Source organism: Compostibacter hankyongensis (assembly GCF_039541075.1).
Taxonomy (GTDB): domain Bacteria; phylum Bacteroidota; class Bacteroidia; order Chitinophagales; family Chitinophagaceae; genus Compostibacter; species Compostibacter hankyongensis.
The window spans coordinates 27,202-45,310 of the sequence record NZ_BAABFN010000001.1 but is presented as its reverse complement, the minus strand read 5'-3'; the positions used below and the strand labels follow the sequence as shown (position 1 = coordinate 45,310).

12 protein-coding genes are annotated in these 18,109 nt (G+C 53.3%); 8 read left to right on the top strand and 4 right to left on the bottom strand.

Annotated features, from left to right (window positions below; translation table 11 throughout):
- Positions 1 to 24: 24 nt before the first annotated feature.
- Entirely contained in the window at positions 25 to 1,527 is a 1,503-nt protein-coding gene (gene cysS, locus ABD851_RS00175; RefSeq protein ID WP_344973439.1) for a cysteine--tRNA ligase, read from the bottom strand.
- Between the two features lie 289 nt (positions 1,528 to 1,816).
- Here cysS and ABD851_RS00170 point away from each other — a divergent pair, with 289 nt between their 5' ends.
- Complete coding sequence (locus ABD851_RS00170; protein WP_344973436.1) at positions 1,817 to 2,578, top strand: SDR family NAD(P)-dependent oxidoreductase; 762 nt, start codon at positions 1,817 to 1,819, stop codon at positions 2,576 to 2,578.
- Positions 2,579 to 2,609: 31 nt separating this feature from the next.
- Here ABD851_RS00170 and ABD851_RS00165 read toward each other — a convergent pair whose 3' ends face one another.
- Both ABD851_RS00165 and acpA read right to left on the bottom strand, forming a co-directional pair.
- Complete coding sequence (locus ABD851_RS00165; RefSeq protein ID WP_344973433.1) at positions 2,610 to 4,415, bottom strand: cytochrome-c peroxidase; 1,806 nt, start codon at positions 4,413 to 4,415, stop codon at positions 2,610 to 2,612.
- A gap of 36 nt (positions 4,416 to 4,451) precedes the next feature.
- Positions 4,452 to 5,786 carry an acid phosphatase gene (gene acpA / locus ABD851_RS00160; protein WP_344973430.1) on the bottom strand — a complete coding sequence of 445 codons (1,335 nt, stop codon included), beginning with the start codon at positions 5,784 to 5,786 and terminating at the stop codon, positions 4,452 to 4,454.
- A gap of 158 nt (positions 5,787 to 5,944) precedes the next feature.
- Between acpA and ABD851_RS00155 the strand changes: the two genes are divergently transcribed.
- Positions 5,945 to 6,379 (top strand): YdeI/OmpD-associated family protein, encoded by a 435-nt coding sequence (locus ABD851_RS00155; protein ID WP_344973427.1) that lies wholly within the window; start codon positions 5,945 to 5,947, stop codon positions 6,377 to 6,379.
- Between the two features lie 57 nt (positions 6,380 to 6,436).
- Here ABD851_RS00155 and ABD851_RS00150 read toward each other — a convergent pair whose 3' ends face one another.
- Positions 6,437 to 7,966, bottom strand: coding sequence for a glycoside hydrolase family 32 protein (locus ABD851_RS00150; protein WP_344973424.1), 1,530 nt, complete (start codon positions 7,964 to 7,966; stop codon positions 6,437 to 6,439).
- Between the two features lie 246 nt (positions 7,967 to 8,212).
- Here ABD851_RS00150 and ABD851_RS00145 point away from each other — a divergent pair, with 246 nt between their 5' ends.
- From ABD851_RS00145 to ABD851_RS00120, 6 genes are all read left to right on the top strand, one after another.
- On the top strand, positions 8,213 to 8,797 hold the full coding sequence (locus tag ABD851_RS00145; protein ID WP_344973421.1) for an RNA polymerase sigma factor: 585 nt from the start codon (positions 8,213 to 8,215) through the stop codon (positions 8,795 to 8,797).
- Positions 8,798 to 8,858: 61 nt separating this feature from the next.
- Complete coding sequence (locus ABD851_RS00140; RefSeq protein WP_344973418.1) at positions 8,859 to 9,908, top strand: FecR family protein; 1,050 nt, start codon at positions 8,859 to 8,861, stop codon at positions 9,906 to 9,908.
- Positions 9,909 to 10,027: 119 nt separating this feature from the next.
- Positions 10,028 to 13,480, top strand: a complete 3,453-nt coding sequence (locus tag ABD851_RS00135; RefSeq protein ID WP_344973415.1) for a SusC/RagA family TonB-linked outer membrane protein — start codon at positions 10,028 to 10,030, stop codon at positions 13,478 to 13,480.
- 40 nt (positions 13,481 to 13,520) lie between these two features.
- On the top strand, positions 13,521 to 15,011 hold the full coding sequence (locus ABD851_RS00130; protein ID WP_344973412.1) for a RagB/SusD family nutrient uptake outer membrane protein: 1,491 nt from the start codon (positions 13,521 to 13,523) through the stop codon (positions 15,009 to 15,011).
- Positions 15,012 to 15,070: 59 nt separating this feature from the next.
- A complete protein-coding gene (locus ABD851_RS00125) occupies positions 15,071 to 16,489 on the top strand; it encodes a sulfatase family protein (protein WP_344973407.1) in 1,419 nt (472 codons plus the stop codon).
- 49 nt (positions 16,490 to 16,538) lie between these two features.
- Positions 16,539 to 18,050: a sulfatase family protein gene (locus ABD851_RS00120; protein ID WP_344973403.1), complete on the top strand. Its 1,512-nt coding sequence runs from the start codon at positions 16,539 to 16,541 to the stop codon at positions 18,048 to 18,050.
- The last annotated feature ends 59 nt before the right edge of the window (positions 18,051 to 18,109 follow it).

Here is an 18,109-nt window from a genome sequence, read left to right as displayed (position 1 = left end):
AAGTACGGGAACCGTCAGCGCGTATCATGACGAAGCGATATCCCAGCTGGTCGTTCCGTCGCGCTCGTCTTTCAGCATAATACCCAGCTGCTGCAGCTGCTGGCGGATATGGTCGGAGGTGGCGTAGTCCTTCCGGCTTTTGGCCGTCTGCCGCATTTCGGTCAGGAGCCGGAGCACCCCCGCCAGCTTATCGTCGTGACCCGCGCCTTCTTCCCGGAGCCCGAGGATGTCGCAGACGTAAGTCTGCCAGGTTTTTTGCAAAAGCGAAAAGGCAGCGTCGCTGATGGCCGTCATGGCGATCTGTCCCAACCGCATGGCATTGATCACCGGTACCAGCTCAAAAAGGCTGGCCATGACCCGTGCCGTGTTAAAGTCGTCGTCCATAAAAGCGGTGCAGCTTTCGCAAAGCCGTATCACCTTTTGCTCCAGGTCGGCATCTCCGGCCGCTTCCCGGGCCGGGTGCTGCAGCTCTTGCAGCGTTTCGTAGGCGCTCCACAGGCGCTGCAGGCCTTTTTCAGCGCCCTGCAGGGCTTCGTTGGAGAAATCGAGGGTGCTCCGGTAATGGGTCTGCAGGATGAAGAAACGGACCGTCATCGGGCTATAGGCTTTTTCGAGCAGGGGATGTACGCCGCTGAACAGCTCGCTCAGCTTGATCACATTGTTATAGCTCTTGCCCATCTTTTTGCCGTTGATGGTGATCAGGTTGTTGTGCACCCAGTAGCGGGCCATCAGCTCGCCGCCGTGCGCGATACGGCTCTGTGCGATCTCGCACTCGTGGTGGGGAAACTGCAGGTCCATGCCGCCGCCGTGGATATCGAACTGCCGTCCGAGGTATTTGCTGCTCATGGCCGAGCACTCGATATGCCAGCCCGGGAATCCTTCGCCCCAGGGGCTGGGCCAGCGCATGATGTGTTCGGGGGGCGCTTTTTTCCAGAGCGCAAAATCGGCCCGGTGATGCTTTTCGTGCTGGGCGTCCAGCTCGCGGGTGGTCTCCAGCAGGTCGTCGAGCACCCGGCCGCTGAGCTCTCCGTAGTGATAGCTTGCGGCATATTTTTTTACGTCGAAATAGACGGAACCGTTTTCTACATAGGCGTAGCCGGCGTCGAGGATGCTTTTGATCATCTCGATCTGCTCGATGATATGACCGGTGGCGGTAGGTTCTATATCGGGGGGCAGGCAGTTGAACTGCTTCGTGGCTTCGTGGAACAGGTTGGTGTATTTCTGAACCAGCTCCATGGGCTCCAGCTTCTCCAGCACGGCTTTTGTGGCGATCTTGTCTTCCGCTTCGCGGCCTTCTTCCTCAAAATGACCCGCGTCGGTGATGTTGCGCACATAGCGCACCTTGTATCCCAGGTGGAGCAGGTAGCGGTAGATCACGTCGAAGGTGATCAGCGGCCGCGCATGGCCCAGATGGGATTCCCCGGATACGGTGGGGCCGCAGACGTACATGCCCGCGTAACCGGCATACAGGGGTGTAAAAACCTCCTTCTGCCGGCTGAGGGAATTATAGATTTTCAGTGATGACATAGGCAAAAGCCCAAAAATACGTTGAAAAGACGAACCCCCCAATTCCCGGAAGGGGGTGAAACCTCCTAACCCCAAAGGGGGCAAAAGGTAAAAGGCGAAAGGTAAAGGGTAAAGGGAAGGCGAAGGGTGAATATGAAAGAATCAGGTATGTGCCTAAGTCTGCTATTCCGTACATTTGAACTTTATCAACGGTCCGGGTAGATGAAAACCATAAGAAATACTTCACGGAGCAGGTGTAAAGACCGTTGTGCCTGATCAGCAGTTAACTACAATCCTTAAAAGATAAACGATGGCAAACAGTAAAACAGCCCTGGTCACCGGCGGAAGCCGGGGTCTGGGAAAGGACATGGCGATCAACCTGGCCAAAAAGGGAATGGATGTCGTGCTGACCTATCACAGCAATGAAGCGGAAGCCGGCAAGGTGGTGGCGGAAATACAATCGCTGGGGCAAAAGGCGGCAGCCTTTCAGCTGGATACCGGTAACGTGGGGGCGTTTGACGGTTTTCTTCAGCAGGTGACCGCCCACCTGAAAGAACAGACCGGCAGTCCCAATTTCGATTTCCTCATCAATAATGCAGGAACCGCCCTGTATGCTTCTTTTGCAGAAACCACCGAAGCGCAGTTCGACGCGGCCGTGAACATTCATTTCAAAGGCGTGTTTTTCCTGACGCAAAAAGCCCTGCCGTATCTCAACGACGGCGGCCGGATCATCAACATTTCATCCGGACTGGCCCGCTTTTGTTCGCCCGGATCCTCGGCATACGGTTCCATGAAAGGCGCTATCGAAGTGCTTACCCGTTACCTGGCCAAGGAACTGGGGCCGCGGGGTATTGCGGCGAATGTCGTCGCCCCCGGGGCGATCGCTACCGACTTCGGCGGCGGCCGGACCAGGGACAATAAAGAGATAAATGCCCGTATCGCCGGCATCACCGCCCTGGGCCGTGCGGGACTGCCGGAAGACATCGGCGGCGTAGTAGCATTTTTATGCACCGAAGAAGCGAGATGGATCAATGCGCAGCGCATCGAAGTTTCCGGCGGGATGAATCTCTGATCGGAGGGGCGGTACGTTTCTGTCCGGCTACTTACCGGCTGTCCAGGCTCTTCATAAAGGCGATGATGTCTGCGGTTTCGGTATCGGAGAGGTGAAGCGCTTCCGGGGAGAGCGTTTGATTATCGACCCGGAGGCCTTTTCCCTGCCCGCCGCCCTTGTTGTAAAAATCCATGACCTCCTCCAGTGTGGAGAATACGCCGTTGTGCATATAAGGCGCCGTACGGGCGGCATTGCGGACGGTGGGTGTTTTAAAGGCATGCCTGAAAGCGTCCAGGCCCACCACGTCGTACCATCCGCGGTCGGCGTCGAGCGTCGTCCCGGAGGAGTCGGCGGGGACGCCGATCACCTCCGCATCGCTGTAGATGTATTTCGGCGGAAGCGTGCCGTTGAACAGGGGCATGTAATGACAGGTGGCGCATTTGGCTTTTCCCATAAACAGGTTGAAGCCGTTGATCTCCCGGCGGCTCAGCGCCAGCGTATCCCCCCGCATATAGTCGTCGAAACGGCTGTTGAGCCGGGTAAGGCTGCGGACATAAGAGGCCAGGGCGTTCATCACCTCGAAGGTATCCACGCCGGTTCCCCGGCGCTCCGGATAGGCGGCTTCCATGAGTTTCCGGTAGGCCGTATCCTGCCGGATCCGCTGCGCCGTCCGGACCAGGGAGCCGTGCATCTCCGTTTTGTTGTGCATCACGTCCTCCACCTGCGCTTCCAGTGTCGGGGAACGGAGGTCGTAAAAGAGCGCGGGTTGCAGCGCTGCGTTCAGCAGGGTGGGCGTATTTCTCCGGATAAAACCCTGCCCGTCGATATCCCGGTTTTTTACCACCCCGTCCGTGAAGGCCTTGTCCGGCTGATGACAGGAAGCGCAGCTCCGTTTGCCGTTGCCGGAGAGGGCGGCATCATAGAACAATTTTTTCCCGAGGGCGATACGCTGCCGGGTGGTTTCGTATTCCGGTCCCGGCGCATAGGCGTTGACGTTAAAGGCTCCGCTGTCGAACAGCGTCGGTGTTTCCTGACGCAGCAGGCGGTTGTACCGGATGCGGGGAATGTGCAGCCGCTGTTCAAGACCGACGATGCCGGCGCTGACGGGATTGCCGTAACGCGTAATGAAGGCCGCCCGGTCAAAGGCGTCGAAATCCGGATGCTGCCGGAGATAAGCCACGGCCCCGCCGATGCGGTGCAGGAGACCCGCAGTATCCGCAGGGGCTGTATAAAAAGCCAGCACCGCACGGAGGCTTTCGAGCGCCATGGCAGATTCATCCATGCTGTGCAGCGTCAGCGGGTTGTCGAAGCCGGTGATGCCCAGGGTCAGGACCCGGAACATCTCGGCTTTGGCCGCGTCGAATATCTGCCAGTCGGCGATGGGGATATGGGTGAAATAAGCCCTGTAAGCTTCGCAGTCTGATCGCAGCTGTTGCAGCAGCGGAAGCAGGGCGCTCCGGCCGGCAGTGTCATAGCGGGGAAACAGATACCCTTCTATGACCTGCAGCCCCGCCGGCTTAAAAGCCTGTACAAGGGGGCCGTTCACGCTGACCTCCTGTACCGGCGGGCCGTTCACGAACAGCGTGGTGGAGCCGGCAAAATATTCCGCGGCCCATTCAAATCTTTTATACAGCAGCCGGGCGCGGAGAAACAGCCGCTGTACGGCGGCCGGGCCGGTCCTGCCGTTTTGTATGGCCGGCTGCAGGGAGTCCCGGATAAAGGTATCGAAGCGGTTCACCTGCCCGAGGACATGGCGTTCGATAACCTGCCCGTTCTTTTCCCGCCGTTGCCCGCAGGAGAAGAGCAGAAGGGCTGCGCCGGACAGGCACAATACAGCTATGGTCCGGACATTTTTCATTCGCCGGTGATCTTACGGTAGCCCGGGACGTTCCGTCTAAAAGCTGAAGGCGTTCTGCAGGGGAGCGGCCTTTTTATCCCGGTCCGTCAAAGGCTTAAGATCCCACCTGCGCTCGATAAAGGAAAGGATGCTGACTGTTTCGTACTGCGTATGGTCCACGAATCCCTTTTTGGCAAAGGGCGATATGATGATCGCGGGAATACGGCTGCCGGGTCCCCAGCGGTCGATCACCGGCGGTGCCACATGATCCCAGAAGCCGCCGTTCTCGTCGTAGGTGACGATCACCAGCGCGTCTTTCGCATTGGGTCCGTTGAGGACGGCGTTGACCAGCTCCACGGCATGACTTTCGCCGTGATGGACGTTGGAATATCCGGGGTGCTCATCGTCTATGCCCAGGGGCTTTACAAAGGACACGGCCGGCAGCGTTCCGTTTTTGGCGGCTTCGAAGAAGGCCGACTCATCCTTAAGATGTTCTTCCCGGCCGGAGGTGCCGTCGCCGTAATTGGCAAAATAGGCAAAGGGCTGGTGATGGTAGCAGAAGGTGGGATCCGGCTTGCCGGCCAGCGCGCTGTCCCAGCCGCCGGCATACCAGGCCCAGGAAATATCTTTTCCGCTCAGCCGGTCGCCGATGGTGGGCATGGTCTGCCCCGGCATCAGCTTGGTGGTGTCGTAGCCCTTGGGATGGGGGCTGTAGATCGAAAAGGCGGTGTTCACCACGAAGCCGTCGGGCGTTACCACTCCGTCGGATATCATCTTGCCGGTGGAGTCCATTTTGGCGACCATGGAGGCGGGCGCGTTCGGAAATACGGGGGGCGCCGCGGCGATCAGCCATACGTGGTTGAAAAAGGAACAGCCGAAACCGCTGTGGAAGAAATGATCGCAGAGCGTGTATTGCTTGGCCAGGGGATACAGCGGCAGCAGACTGGTTTTGTAATGCCCCATGGTGAGCCCCTGCGAGCTGTTGTACAGCGCGAACTTGTCCATTCTCCCGCTGTCGATCTGCATGCGCTCCTGGTAGTAGCGGTGCAGCACGTCGGGGATCTCCTGGTCGGACGGCACGTATTGGTCGATATTGAAATAATGGTTGGGCAAATTGGTGGGGAACACGCTTGTCCGCGGGATGGCGGGCAGATAAGTGTAAGGTTTGCCGTTCTCATCCAGCTGGGTGACGTGGGAGGCCGGTGCATCGGCCAGTCCGTCGGCGCCTTCGAACTCGCCGTAGAGGTTGTCGAAGCTGTGGTTTTCCATGTAGATGACCACCACATGGTTGATCTTTTTTATGCCTTCGTCGAACGATTCTCCCTGCTTGGATTTGCAGCCGCCGAGGCCCAGGACGCCCAGGGCAAAGAGACAGGCTATTTTATTTTTCACATGCATAGCATTAAAAAAAGGTTAAAGTGTACCGGAATACGGGTTGCGGAGGAGCAGCGCTGCAAGTTTAAAATATTTTGAGGGATTATTTCAATAAATGCGCAAAATTCTACCTTTAGGTCTCTATCCTGAACTCCTCACGGCTAAACGACCGGAAAATGAAAATAAAAACCACCATTCTGCAAACAGGCAACAACACGGGCATCCCTGTTCCGGAAGCATTGCTGGACAAGCTGGGCGCGGGCAAAAAGCCGCTGGTAAAAGTTACCCTGAACGGGTATACCTATCGCAGCGCAGTAGGTAAAATGAACGATCAATACATGATCAGCCTGAGCGCAGCCAACAGAAAGAATGCCGGTGTACAGGGCGGCGAGAAGGTTGAAGTGGATATTGAGCTGGATACCGCTCCGAGAACGGTGGAGCTGCCGGACGACCTCAGCGCGGCATTAAAGAAAAACAAACAGGCGCTGGAAGCATTCGAGAAGCTGGCGCCCAGCAAAAAGAAGGCGATGGTGCTTTCTGTCATGGAAGCCAAAACACCCGAGACCCGGCAGAGAAGGATCGACAAAGCCCTGTCCGTCCTCGGCAGTTAACGCGTCGTGCCGTATCAGCAGCGGAAGGCTGCTTTCGCCGGCAGGGGAGCCGCCTGCTTACCGGGACAGGTTCCATAGCTTCAGCTGCCGGATGACGGTCTTCCCGTTTTGGGAAAAAGCAGAGAGCTGATCTGCTCCTTCCACCGGGTAAATGTAGGTGGTCAGCGCGGCCTCCCCGTCGTTCACGAACACCTCCAGCGAAGATCTGTCCAGCAGTATTTCCAGCCTGAGCTCGCGGGCAGGCGCCTGCAGCGTGACGGCCTGTCTTGCCCGGTCTTTGTTGATGTCGCCGCCCGTTCGGCTCCGGTCGATGTATACCTGGCGGGAAGCGGCATCATAACCCACTATCGTTTCATGAATTGTGCGTCCCGCGGCGTCCTTTTCCTGTGCGATCTTAAAGCCTGCGTCAGCGCCGGGCGCTACCGTTAAGGTCGCCTTCATCCACCAGGCATTACCCTTTATCTTTCCGTTTTTGTCGAGGGCGGCTTCTTTCTTGCCGATCCGCAGGTTCTTTAGGGCCAGCGTGCGGCCGTGCGACAGCTCATCCAGCTGATTGCTGATCACCGCTGCCGGCCGCTGGATCAGCCGTAAGCCGTTTGGGGTCTGCCGCAGGCTGAGATCGCGGGGGATGGACATCTGTCCCCTCCACGGGAAGGTGGGCTGGGGATTGGGGATCATCCAGCCGATATAGGTGTGCCGCCCTTCGGGCAGGTTGTTCCAGGGAATGGCGGCATAATAAGTGTCTCCGTAATCCAGCGTCAGCACGGTATCCTTCGGGTTGTCGTTCTTGAACGCACGGCCGTCGAAATCACCCACAAAATACTGTTCGAAAACGCCGCGTCCGCCGGCGGCGGAGATCACCAGCACCCACTTCTTTTCGTTTTTTGTTCCTTCTACCGGCAGCCGGATCAGAAAAGGACATTCCCAGTTGGAGCCCGTGTATCCCTGCGGGCCGAACTCACTCAGCAGGGTCCAGCTTTTCAGATCGGGGGAACGGTAGAAAAGCGCTTTATGCTCGGTAGGCAGTACCACGGTCATCAGCCAGTATTTACCCGGCGCGTACCACCATACGTTGGGGTCCCGGAAGTCGTGCTTCTCCAGGTCGATCACCGGGTTTTTCTCATAGTTGGTAAAGGTGATGCCCCCGTCGTTGCTGTAGGCCACAAACTGCGATTCTTTGGCCGGGTTCTGCTGATGCCCGGTATAGATGGCCACGAGGCAGTTGCCGTTTTTACACCATCCGCTGGTATTGTCTTTATCCAGGACGGCGCTGCCGGAAAACCGCCAGGTGGTGTCGCTGCCCATGATTTCGGGTATGGCCACCGGTAAATGCTTCCAGTGGATAAGATCAGCGCTGGTAGCGTGTCCCCAGCTCATATGTCCCCATTTATTCTCGAATGGGTTTTGCTGGTTGTACAAATGATAGACCCCGTTCACATAGACGAGCCCGTTAGGGTCGTTGGTCCAGTTCTTTTCCGGCGTGAAATGATAGACCGGCCGCCATTGCGGAGTGGGAGTGGTTTCGGTCTGCGCGGTCAGCGCCGCCGGTAACAGCAGACAGCAAAGTGAGGGCCATAGCTTTTTCATAATATCGTGTTATAAGCAGTTTTCTTTTTATTGTTCGGCAGCGCCGGCGGATAAGCTGCGCATCCCTCATGGCGCCGTCCGGCAGCATTTGTAAAATAGCATCAAAATGTGATAAATAAAAAAACTAAAACAGATGGTCCGTGCCTTATGCATAAGTGTCAGAAGTGAAAGCAGGGATAAGCAGCATTATTAAAATATACCACTGTCTATTAAAATAATTGCTATTTTGCAAGACATCCTCTTTTTATGGCAGAAGCCAGCGACATAGTTATCCGTTTGAAGAACGGTGACAGAAGCGCCTTTGATGCGCTGTACTGGCAGTATCACCACGCCTTGTACCGAAATGCGTTACGGATCACCAAAAACACAACCGATGCAGAAGATGTGCTGCAAGAGGTTTTTGTGCGGCTCTGGGAAAAGCGGCATACAATAGATCCGCACCAGTCAATCGCCGGCTGGCTTTTTGTTGTCAGCTTTAACTGCGCTGTGAAATGTGTCAGCAAAAGACTCCGGGAAATGCAGATGAAGACCGGCTTATCCGCGGATGATAAGGAAGATGCCACTTCTGCCTGGGATAATGCAGAGTGGCAATATCATCTGCTAAAAGAGGCTATTTCTCAATTATCCCTTCAGAAGCAGAAAGTTTTCACATTATGCAAGATAGAGGGGAAAAGCTATGAGGAGACGGCACGGCTGCTTAATATTTCAAGATATACAGTAAAGGAGTACCTTTCGGCCGCCATGGCCAAGGTAACGGATTACGTCCGGCAGCATGCCCGCAATGTACAAACGGCCGGACTTCTCGCTTTTATTACATGGTACCTGCCCTAAAAAAGTTGTTTTTCGCTCCCCCCTTTTTTTCCTTCAGAAGATATTAATATAAACGTCCGGGGTGGAGAAGGATAGCGATAGCGAACACTTAGAACGCCTGCTGCGGTCAGCATGCTGGTCGGAGGAGGATTGCCGCTGGCTGCTTGAATACCTGGAACGCGAGGATCAGTCCGCATTGCACCTGGCCGCGTTCAAATCCTATCTTACAGACCTTTATGATCCGTATAGTGTGCTGGATAAACAACTGTCGGCCACTATCCTTGATCGCATTCATAAACAGATCGGCCGCAGGCAGGTATCCCGGCCACGCGCGCGCAGGTTCCGCGGCTCTTTTTGGCGGAATGCCGCTGTATGGACGGGCGGGGCAGTGCTTGCCCTGGGATTGCTTTATCTGGGATACAGCCGTTTGCAGCAACCTGCCGGCACTCGTTATACCGTTGTACAGACAGGAAGGGGAGAATATCGTTCCGTCTGGTTACCCGACAGTTCGCATGTCTGGTTGAATGCAGAAAGTCGCCTTCGGTATAGCGTCGGACTTACCGGCAAGGGCCGGGAAGTTTTCTTACAGGGTGAAGCCTTTTTTGACATAAGAAAGGATGATGAGCATCCCTTTTCCGTGCGAACGGGGGGACTGATAACCCGGGTACTGGGCACGTCTTTCGATATAAAGAACTATGATAGCGAGAACGATCTGGTGGTGACCGTTGTAAGCGGTAAGATTGCCGTAGCGCGGGACGCCGGCAGCGCCGTTGCTGTCCGGGAGGATCACAGGATGCTGGTGGAAGCAGACCAGAAGGCGGTGTATGACAAATCGGGAAATCATCTGGTCAAGGCCACTGTGGACGATGCCTCGGATTATGCAGCCTGGCGGGAAAACCAGCTTGTATTTGATAATACCCCTATGGACCTTGCCGTCAAGGCCATAGAACGAATGTACAATGTCAGGATATCTATTGACAGTCCGGAATTATACCGATGTAGCCTTTATGGAAGATATAAAGACCTGTCGGTTAAAGAGCTGCTGAACGTGATCTGCACCATCGCCAACGCCAAATTTGAGCAGCGGTCGGGAGTGATTCATATCAGACGGGTAGCTACCGCAGGGAAATAACAAGTCTAAGTCAGTTTCCAGAATCATAAGTAACAATATCTATCACTTGCAGGCGACGCATCACCTGTCTGATGGCTTCGGTCTGCCTGCAAGGAACCGTTAACGTAAAATTTAACGATATGAGAAAAGCAATACTCTTTATTGCAGTATTCCAGGTATTTAAAATAGAGGTAAATGCCCGGGTTATTATCCTCAGCCAGATGAAAGCTCCTGTTATGGCAAGTGCAAATACACAGGAATTAATGGAAAGGACCGTCAGCCTGAACATGGATCGGCGGGAGCTGAAAGAAATCTTTCGTCAGCTGGAACATCAGCTTGATGTCTCATTTCTTTTTAGCTCGGAGATAATGCCCGGAAAGGTAGTGTCCGTTACCGTTCACAATGAGCCGCTGGGAAAAGTGCTGGATAAGATACTCAAGCCGTTGCACATTACTTATCTTCGAAAAGGAGCGCGCATTCTGCTTATAAAGGAAGGCGCTCCGCCTCCTGTTAAAGCGCCTCTGCCGGGCGGGGATGCGGCGCCGCCGTCAAAACCGGCGGACACATTGATATCCGGTACGGTACGGGCTTCCGGTGGGGAGCTCCTTACGGGAGTGACCGTAAGGGTAAAGGGAAAAAGCAGCGGTGCCATCACCGGAACTGGGGGAGAATTTTCTTTGCATGCCGGTCCACACGATTCACTGGTAGCGTCTTATATCGGCTACCGGGAAAGGACGCTTGCGATAGGGGGCCGTTCAACCGTAAATATCGTGCTTGACGAAGCCGGCGGCAACCTCAGTGAAATAGTGGTGATCGGATATGGTTCTCAGGCCAACAAGGACGTTACCGGGTCCATCGGCACGATAAGCATGAAAAATGTGCAGCATCAGGCCGTCACCAGTCCGGACCAGCTGCTTACCGGGCAGATATCCGGGGTGCAGATCACTCAACCTGCCGGCATTCCGGGTGGAGGTCCTACTATCCAGGTGCGCGGGATCGGCGCCATCGGCGCGGGGTCGCAGCCCTTATATGTAGTCGACGGATTTCCGCTGCCCCGTTCCAGCACGGTAGTCTCCAACCCGTTAAATAATATCATGCCGGAAGACATAGCCTCCATATCTGTGCTTAAAGATGCGTCAGCTACTGCAATTTACGGGTCGCGTGGGGCAAACGGCGTGGTTATTATTGAAACAAAAAAGGGTAAGTCGGGCAAGCTGCAGACGCAGATAAGTGCATACCGGGGCGTCCAGAAGGTGCCGGGAAAAGGACGGCCTGACCTGATGAATGCCCGGGAATTCGCCCAATGGAGAAAAGATGCGATATCCTCACAGATAAGATATGAGCAGGGCCGGGAACCGGTGCCGGATGATATACCGGTTGAATACAGAAACCCCGGGCAATATGGCGAAGGCACAGACTGGATCGATGCCATCGAGCGGGTTGCTCCCATGCAAGAGCTGAGATTCAGCATCAGCGGGGGTAGCGACAGGATAAGATCATATATCTCGGGCGGTTATACCCAGCAGGACGGAGTGATTATCGGAACGGATTATAAGCGGTTTTCCTTTCGTGCTAATGTGGACGGCCATATTAATAACAAAATAGAAGCTGGTCTGAACCTTGCGCCGACCTTTTCTATACAGCACTTGTCTTCCATAGGAGGGAACGGCAGGAACGAGCCGGGGTTCGGTTACGCACTCTCCGCGAGTCCCATAGCAGCCATATACAATGAGGACGGCAGCTATGTGCCTATGGTGAACAGTACGGGAACATTTTCGTTTGCCAACCCTGTCATGGTATTAAAGGAGCTGAAAAATGAGTCACAGAAATTTGAAGGTATTATGAACGGGTTTGTGCAATACAAACCCCTTCCGGTCCTGACCTTACGATCTGCCATAAACCTGTCCTATTCCAGCGATCGTACCAAAACATTTCATCCTTCTTATATAGGAGGAACTAACCAGGCTCCGCCGGTAATTCCGACAGGGACATTCAATGCGCCTTCTTTTACAAATTATGACCTTGAGAACACCGTTGCCTATCAAAATACATTTGACCATATGCATTCCGTAGACGCAATGGCGGGATACACCTTTCAAAAGAATAACGTATCAAGCGCTGCATTTAACGGTACCGATTATCCCAGCGACGATATTGAAACGCTGAATGCGGCGGCGACAATAACGGGGGCTACTACGGAAGAAGAATGGTCGCTGGTGTCTTATTTCGCGCGTATTAATTATGCCTATAAAGATAAATATTTACTCACAGCAACCTTCAGAAGGGACGGATCATCCCGCTTCGGGAGAGAGAGCCAGTGGGGAAATTTTCCGTCGGCTTCTCTGGGATGGCGCGTTTCTGAGGAACCTTTTATGAACAGTGTGAGGTGGATAAGCAACCTGAAGCTGAGGGCATCCTACGGGGTTACCGGCAACTTCAATATCGGGAATTATGCTTATTCCAGCCATATAGGCACCAGCGATTATGTTTTCGGAGGGAGCAGGGCGCCCGGGCAGGTGATTACATCCCTGGGCAATCCCTCCCTGATGTGGGAGCGTTCGCGGGAAATTAATATCGGCGTAAATGCGGGCCTCTGGAACGACAGGATTTTGTTAAATGCCGATGTCTATAAACGCAATACCGTGGATATGTTGTTGGATGACGAGGTGCCCGAGTCGTCAGGTTTTTCTACGGTTACGGTCAACCGGGGGAATATTGTCAACAAGGGGATTGAATTAGGGATCACGTCGGTAAACCTTGGGAGGGAAAGCAAAGTCAGCTGGACGACGAATTTGACCTTTACCGTCAACCGGAACAAGGTCCTGGAGCTGGGCAACAGCGGTGCGCCGATCTACTCCGGATTCGGAGGAGGAGGAGAAGCATCCAACATTACAATGATCGGTCAGCCTGTCGGGATGTTCTTTGGCTGGAAGCTTACCGGGCTTTACAAGGATGAGGCAGATATTAAAAATTCTCCCGCTTATCCTACCGTTGTGCCCGGCGACTTGAAATTTGCTGATGTCAACGGGGACGGTAAGCTGACTGAATTTGATGACTTCACGATCATCGGGAATCCGTATCCGGATTTTATCTATGGCCTTACCAATACGCTTAGTTACAGGAACTTTAGTTTAAGGGTGCTTATGTCAGGGTCGTATGGCGGTAGCATGTACCGGGAAGACCATCACTACTATCATAATACAGATGGCGTTTTCAATGTAACACGTGACCAGCTGAATGCATGGAAGTCGCCGGAAGACCCGGGTGACGGCATAGTGCCCAATAATGCCGGTAGTGAAAGCCGGAGATTTTACCGGATGGTCAACTCGGGCGCCATAGAAAATAACAGTTACCTGTGGATAAAAAACATTACTCTCGGGTATGACCTGCCAAAGCTCGGGAAAAACAGGAACAACCTGCATTTATACCTCAGCATACAAAATGCTTTTCTGTTCAGTAAATACCGGGGGAGTAACCCGGAAGGCGGGAACTACAATGCGTCAAGCGGGGACGGCGTGCTGGCTCCGGGTCTGGATTTTGTGAGTTATCCGGTTCCACGCATTATAACTTTTGGAGTGGAATTTAATATGTGAAAAGAGCAGGTGTCTATTTTGATAACTTTAAATATGCGATATGAGAAAGTTGATAATTATACTCATTATATCAATTGCCTTCTATTCCTGCAGCCGGCAGCTTGACCTGAACCCGCAGTCTTTTATTGACGGAGGCCGGTATTTCCGGACGGCGGCGTCCATCGAATACGGACTTAACGGCGCTTACAGCGATCTGCAGATACTCTATAATACAGCCGGCGCTAACGATTTCTGGGCGCTTACGGAGATGCGGTCCGACAATACCAGCTTTCAGTATAATCCTGCAGACCGGGGCGAATTTGACATGGAATTTGTCGAGACCTTTATGGAAACCCCTTCGGATAACGATATAGAATTGGTATGGGAAAGACTTTACATGGGCGTAGCACATTGCAATACTATTTTAAGCCGCATCGAAGATGTGCCGTTCGAAGATGCTGCCCTGAAGCATCAGTTCACCGGGGAGGCCAAGTTTTTGCGGTCCTTCTATTATTTTAACCTGGTGAGGCTTTTCGGGGATGTTCCGCTTATCCTGGAAGAGGTACAGTCGCCTGATGAAGCCTTCTCGGGCGGAAGGGCTCCCGTCAAGGAGGTCTACGACCAGATCATCCACGATACAAGAGAGGCGGCATCGATGTTACCCTCAGCCTATACCGGTACGGATGTGGGGAGGGCGACCAGCGGCGCTGCGTATACACTGCTGGGAGAAATCTATATGACGTTAAAGGATTTTCCTGCTGCTGTCCGCGTGCTGGACTCCGTGACCGGCTATTCCCTTATGCCGGATTATGAGGATATTTTCGCCCCCGCGCATAAAAACAACCCGGAATCGATATTTGAGGTGCAGTTCAATGCTTCTCTCGATGGAGAGGCAAGCCAGTTTGCTTATCGCTTTGTGCCGTTCAACTCCGGGTCGGATATCATCGGGTTCAATAATCTGACCCGGGGCCATGCAGGTTACAACATCCCCACCACGGATATTATCGGGGCTTACCAGACGGGGGATAAAAGAAAGGAAGCCTCCATTGCATTTTATGTGAAGCCGGACAACACGCAATATGATGTAGCGCTCGGCGATTCCATTCCCTATATCAAGAAATATGTCCACCCTTTTGAGCAGCCGGGAAAAACGAACGAGAACTGGCCGGTTTACCGCTATGGCCGGGTGCTTTTACTGATGGCGGAAGCACTGAACGAGGTCGGTCAGACGGGGACAGCCTACGGGTATATCAACAAGGTACGCAACCGGGCGGGGATAGCGCCGCTGACGCCGGGACTTGGCCGGGAGGCCTTCCGTGACTCCGTTTATCATGAAGAGCAGGTGGAATGCGCCTTTGAAAACCATCGTTGGTTTGACCTGCTGCGAACCGGCAGGGCGCTGCAGACGATGACGGAGCATGGTAAGGTGCAAAAGCAGTTAAAGCCAAGACTGACTGCAGATGACTTTGACGTGAAGGAATTTAAATTGCTTTATCCTATTCCCCAAAGAGCCGTAAGGGTGGATCATCTGACCCAAAATCCCGGAAGATGACCAGGATTATATCGGATAAAGGAAATTAAAAATCATTTTTCAATATTTAAACCATACGCATGCGCATCATAAATTTCAAAAGGTTAAAGTATGATCTTGCCTTGTGCCTGTCTGCAACATTCTTGCTGGCCTTTCCAGCATGCCGGGCCCAGCGGCAGCGACCCAATATATTGGTGATCATGACCGACCAGCAGAGCGCTTCTATGATGTCATGCACCGGTAATCCGTGGCTGAAGACGCCTGCGCTGGATAACCTTGCTGCAAACGGGTTCCGTTTTACACAGGCTTATTGTACCAACCCGGTATGCTGTCCCTCCCGGTTTTCGCTGCAAACCGGGTTGTTTCCCTCTGCCATCGGTATGCGGGAGAACGGGGATAGGCATGTGGATACGGCCGAAGTCAAGACATTACTCGGCACTTCGCTGGGCAACACTTTAAAAGCCGGAGGGTATCAGACCTATTATGGCGGAAAGGTGCATTTACCCGTAACCGGCATTCCCATCACCTCATGGGGATATGAGTTGTTGACGACCGACGAAAGGGATGGATTGGCTGCGGCATGCCGGGATTTTCTTTTAAGCCGGAAAAAGGATGCCTCTCCCTTTTTGCTGGTGGCTTCCTTTATTAACCCGCATGATATCTGTTATGACGCCATCCGGTGGGCCGAGCCGGAAAGCAACCTCGCCAGGCATACACCGGCAGACCTGGACCCGGCATTGAGCCTGCCCCAGGGTGTATCCCGGCAAGAATTTTTCCGCGTGTATTGTCCGCCGTTACCTTCCAATCATATGCCTATGATCGGAGTACCCGATGCAGAGGACAGCCTTATCTCACTCCGTCCTTTCCGGAAGATCGTAAGGCAGCAGTGGACAGAAGAAGACTGGCGTCTGCACAGCTGGGCTTACATGCGGCTTACAGAACGTGCCGATTCCCTGATAGGGATAGTTTTGGCGGCACTTAAGAAATCCGGACTCGCCGAAAATACTGTTGTTATATTTACTTCTGATCATGGCGATAATAACGGATCCCATAAGCTTGAGCACAAAACGGTATTCTATGAAGAAGCCTCCAACATACCCCTGATTATTTCCACCCCCCGGATGAGAAGAAGAGGGCATGTCGATTCGATACACCTTGTCAGCAACGGGCTTGATCTTTTGCCGACGCTCTGTGATCTGGCCGGCATCGAGCCGCCTCCGGGTTTGGCCGGCAGATCGCTTAAGCCTTTGATCGACGGCGATTACAGCGGAAGCTGGAGGAAATATCTCTTTCTGGAAAACCAGATCGGGGATATGGTCCGTACCACCCGGTATAAGTATGAGAAAGACCTTATGGGAAAACAGCGCGAGATGTTTGTGGATCTTCGCCGGGATCCGGGAGAAACGCGTAACCTGGTCAGCGACCCTTCCTATAACCTGGTGGTCGATTCGCTCAGATCGGTATTGACGGCTCATCTTGTCGGCCTGCGTTCAAAATAGTTCGCGTTGCTGCGGCATAATAGAAGTATCAATCTTTAAAAACAGTTTTATGCAGTCCATCACAAGCTTTTTATCGAATCTGAAACCGGGATATCGGAGGATTGTTTTTATCCTGTTGTTCCTGATTGGAGGCATCCCGGGAGCTACCCTGGGTCAGCATGTACAGGAACGGCCTGACAGACCCAATATATTATTCATTATATGCGATCAGTTTCGTTATGATTGCCAGGGCATCACCAATCCGGTGGTAAAAACGCCCAACCTGAACCGGCTGACTTCTCAGGGCATGCGGTTCAGTAATGCGTTCAGCCCGATCCCTACCTGCTGTCCGGCAAGGCAGAGCCTGTTCAGCGGAAAGTGGCCTGCCCAGCATAAGGGTTTGTGGAATTATGACATCACCCTGCCGGTATCGCTTTTTAATGAACATACCTGGTCTGAAGATCTGAAAGGGTCTGGCTACAGCATGGGATATGTGGGGAAATGGCATGTAAGCCCGGAGAAGACGCCGCTGGACTTTGGGTATGAGGATTATGTTTCCGATGCGCAATACCAGCAATGGAGAAAGCAGCAGGGGATTTCTCCGGCTGTACCGGCCCTCAACGGCAACAGATGGATGGGGGGACGCGACCCGGCCGCCCTGGAGCAGACCCATACCCACTGGCTGGCGGAAAACGCGATCGGGTTGATAAAAAAATATGCCGGAATGGGGAAGCCCTGGCATGTGGTGCTCAGCCTTTCGGAGCCTCATCTTCCCTGTAATCCTGTGCAGGCCTTTCTGAACCTTTATGATGCTGCCAAGATTAAACCCTGGGGAAACTTTCCTGATTCTTTTGTGCATAAGCCGTATATCCAGAAACAGCAGCTCTATAATTGGGGCATAGAAAATTATACCTGGAAGCAATGGGCCGTCTATGTCCAGCATTACTATGCCATGATCAGCCAGGCAGACAGCGCAATAGGGATGGTTTTAAATACAGTGCATAAAATGGGCCTGGATGAGAATACCGTTGTTATTTTTACCGCCGACCATGGGGATGCCGGTGGCAGCCATGGAATGATAGACAAACATTATGTGATGTATGAAGAAGAAGTGCATGTCCCTTTGATCATAAAATGGAAGGGGGTAACCGAGCCGGGGAGCCATTGCGATAATTTCATTCTGAACGGATTGGACCTGTCGGCTACGATACCCGATCTGGCAGGATTTCAGTTTACTCAGAGCCGGGGAGGGTCACTAGTCCCGCTTATGAGCGGAAAACACCCTTCCGGCTGGAGGAAATTTGCCTTCAGCAACTATAACGGCCAGCAGTTCGGATTGTATGTGGAACGGATGATCCGGAGCAGTAACCTAAAATATATCTGGAACCTGACCGATGTTGACGAACTCTATGATCTGAAAAGAGATCCCTGGGAGATGAATAACCTGATTTCCACATCCCAATACCAGGACAGCCTGAAATATCTCCGGGCTGCGCTGTATACACACCTAAAACGTGAAGGGGATCCGATCATTAACTGGGTAGGGGAAAAGCAGCTTCTTGACGGCAAAAAGCAGGAATAGTGTAAGTGCCCCTAAAACTAAGGCAGCTTAAAAGTAAACAACATGATTACCTTAAGCTG

Bases quoted from the DNA above. Each gene is read 5' to 3' on its own strand.
- cysS (WP_344973439.1), bottom strand. From the start codon at position 1,527: ATGTCATCACTGAAAATCTATAATTCCCTCAGCCGGCAGAAGGAGGTT.
- ABD851_RS00125 (WP_344973407.1), top strand. From the start codon at position 15,071: ATGCGCATCATAAATTTCAAAAGGTTAAAGTATGATCTTGCCTTGTGC.
- ABD851_RS00135 (WP_344973415.1), top strand. From the start codon at position 10,028: ATGAGAAAAGCAATACTCTTTATTGCAGTATTCCAGGTATTTAAAATA.
- ABD851_RS00130 (WP_344973412.1), top strand. From the start codon at position 13,521: ATGAGAAAGTTGATAATTATACTCATTATATCAATTGCCTTCTATTCC.
- ABD851_RS00150 (WP_344973424.1), bottom strand. From the start codon at position 7,966: ATGAAAAAGCTATGGCCCTCACTTTGCTGTCTGCTGTTACCGGCGGCG.
- ABD851_RS00120 (WP_344973403.1), top strand. From the start codon at position 16,539: ATGCAGTCCATCACAAGCTTTTTATCGAATCTGAAACCGGGATATCGG.
- ABD851_RS00155 (WP_344973427.1), top strand. From the start codon at position 5,945: ATGAAAATAAAAACCACCATTCTGCAAACAGGCAACAACACGGGCATC.
- ABD851_RS00165 (WP_344973433.1), bottom strand. From the start codon at position 4,415: ATGAAAAATGTCCGGACCATAGCTGTATTGTGCCTGTCCGGCGCAGCC.
- ABD851_RS00170 (WP_344973436.1), top strand. From the start codon at position 1,817: ATGGCAAACAGTAAAACAGCCCTGGTCACCGGCGGAAGCCGGGGTCTG.
- ABD851_RS00145 (WP_344973421.1), top strand. From the start codon at position 8,213: ATGGCAGAAGCCAGCGACATAGTTATCCGTTTGAAGAACGGTGACAGA.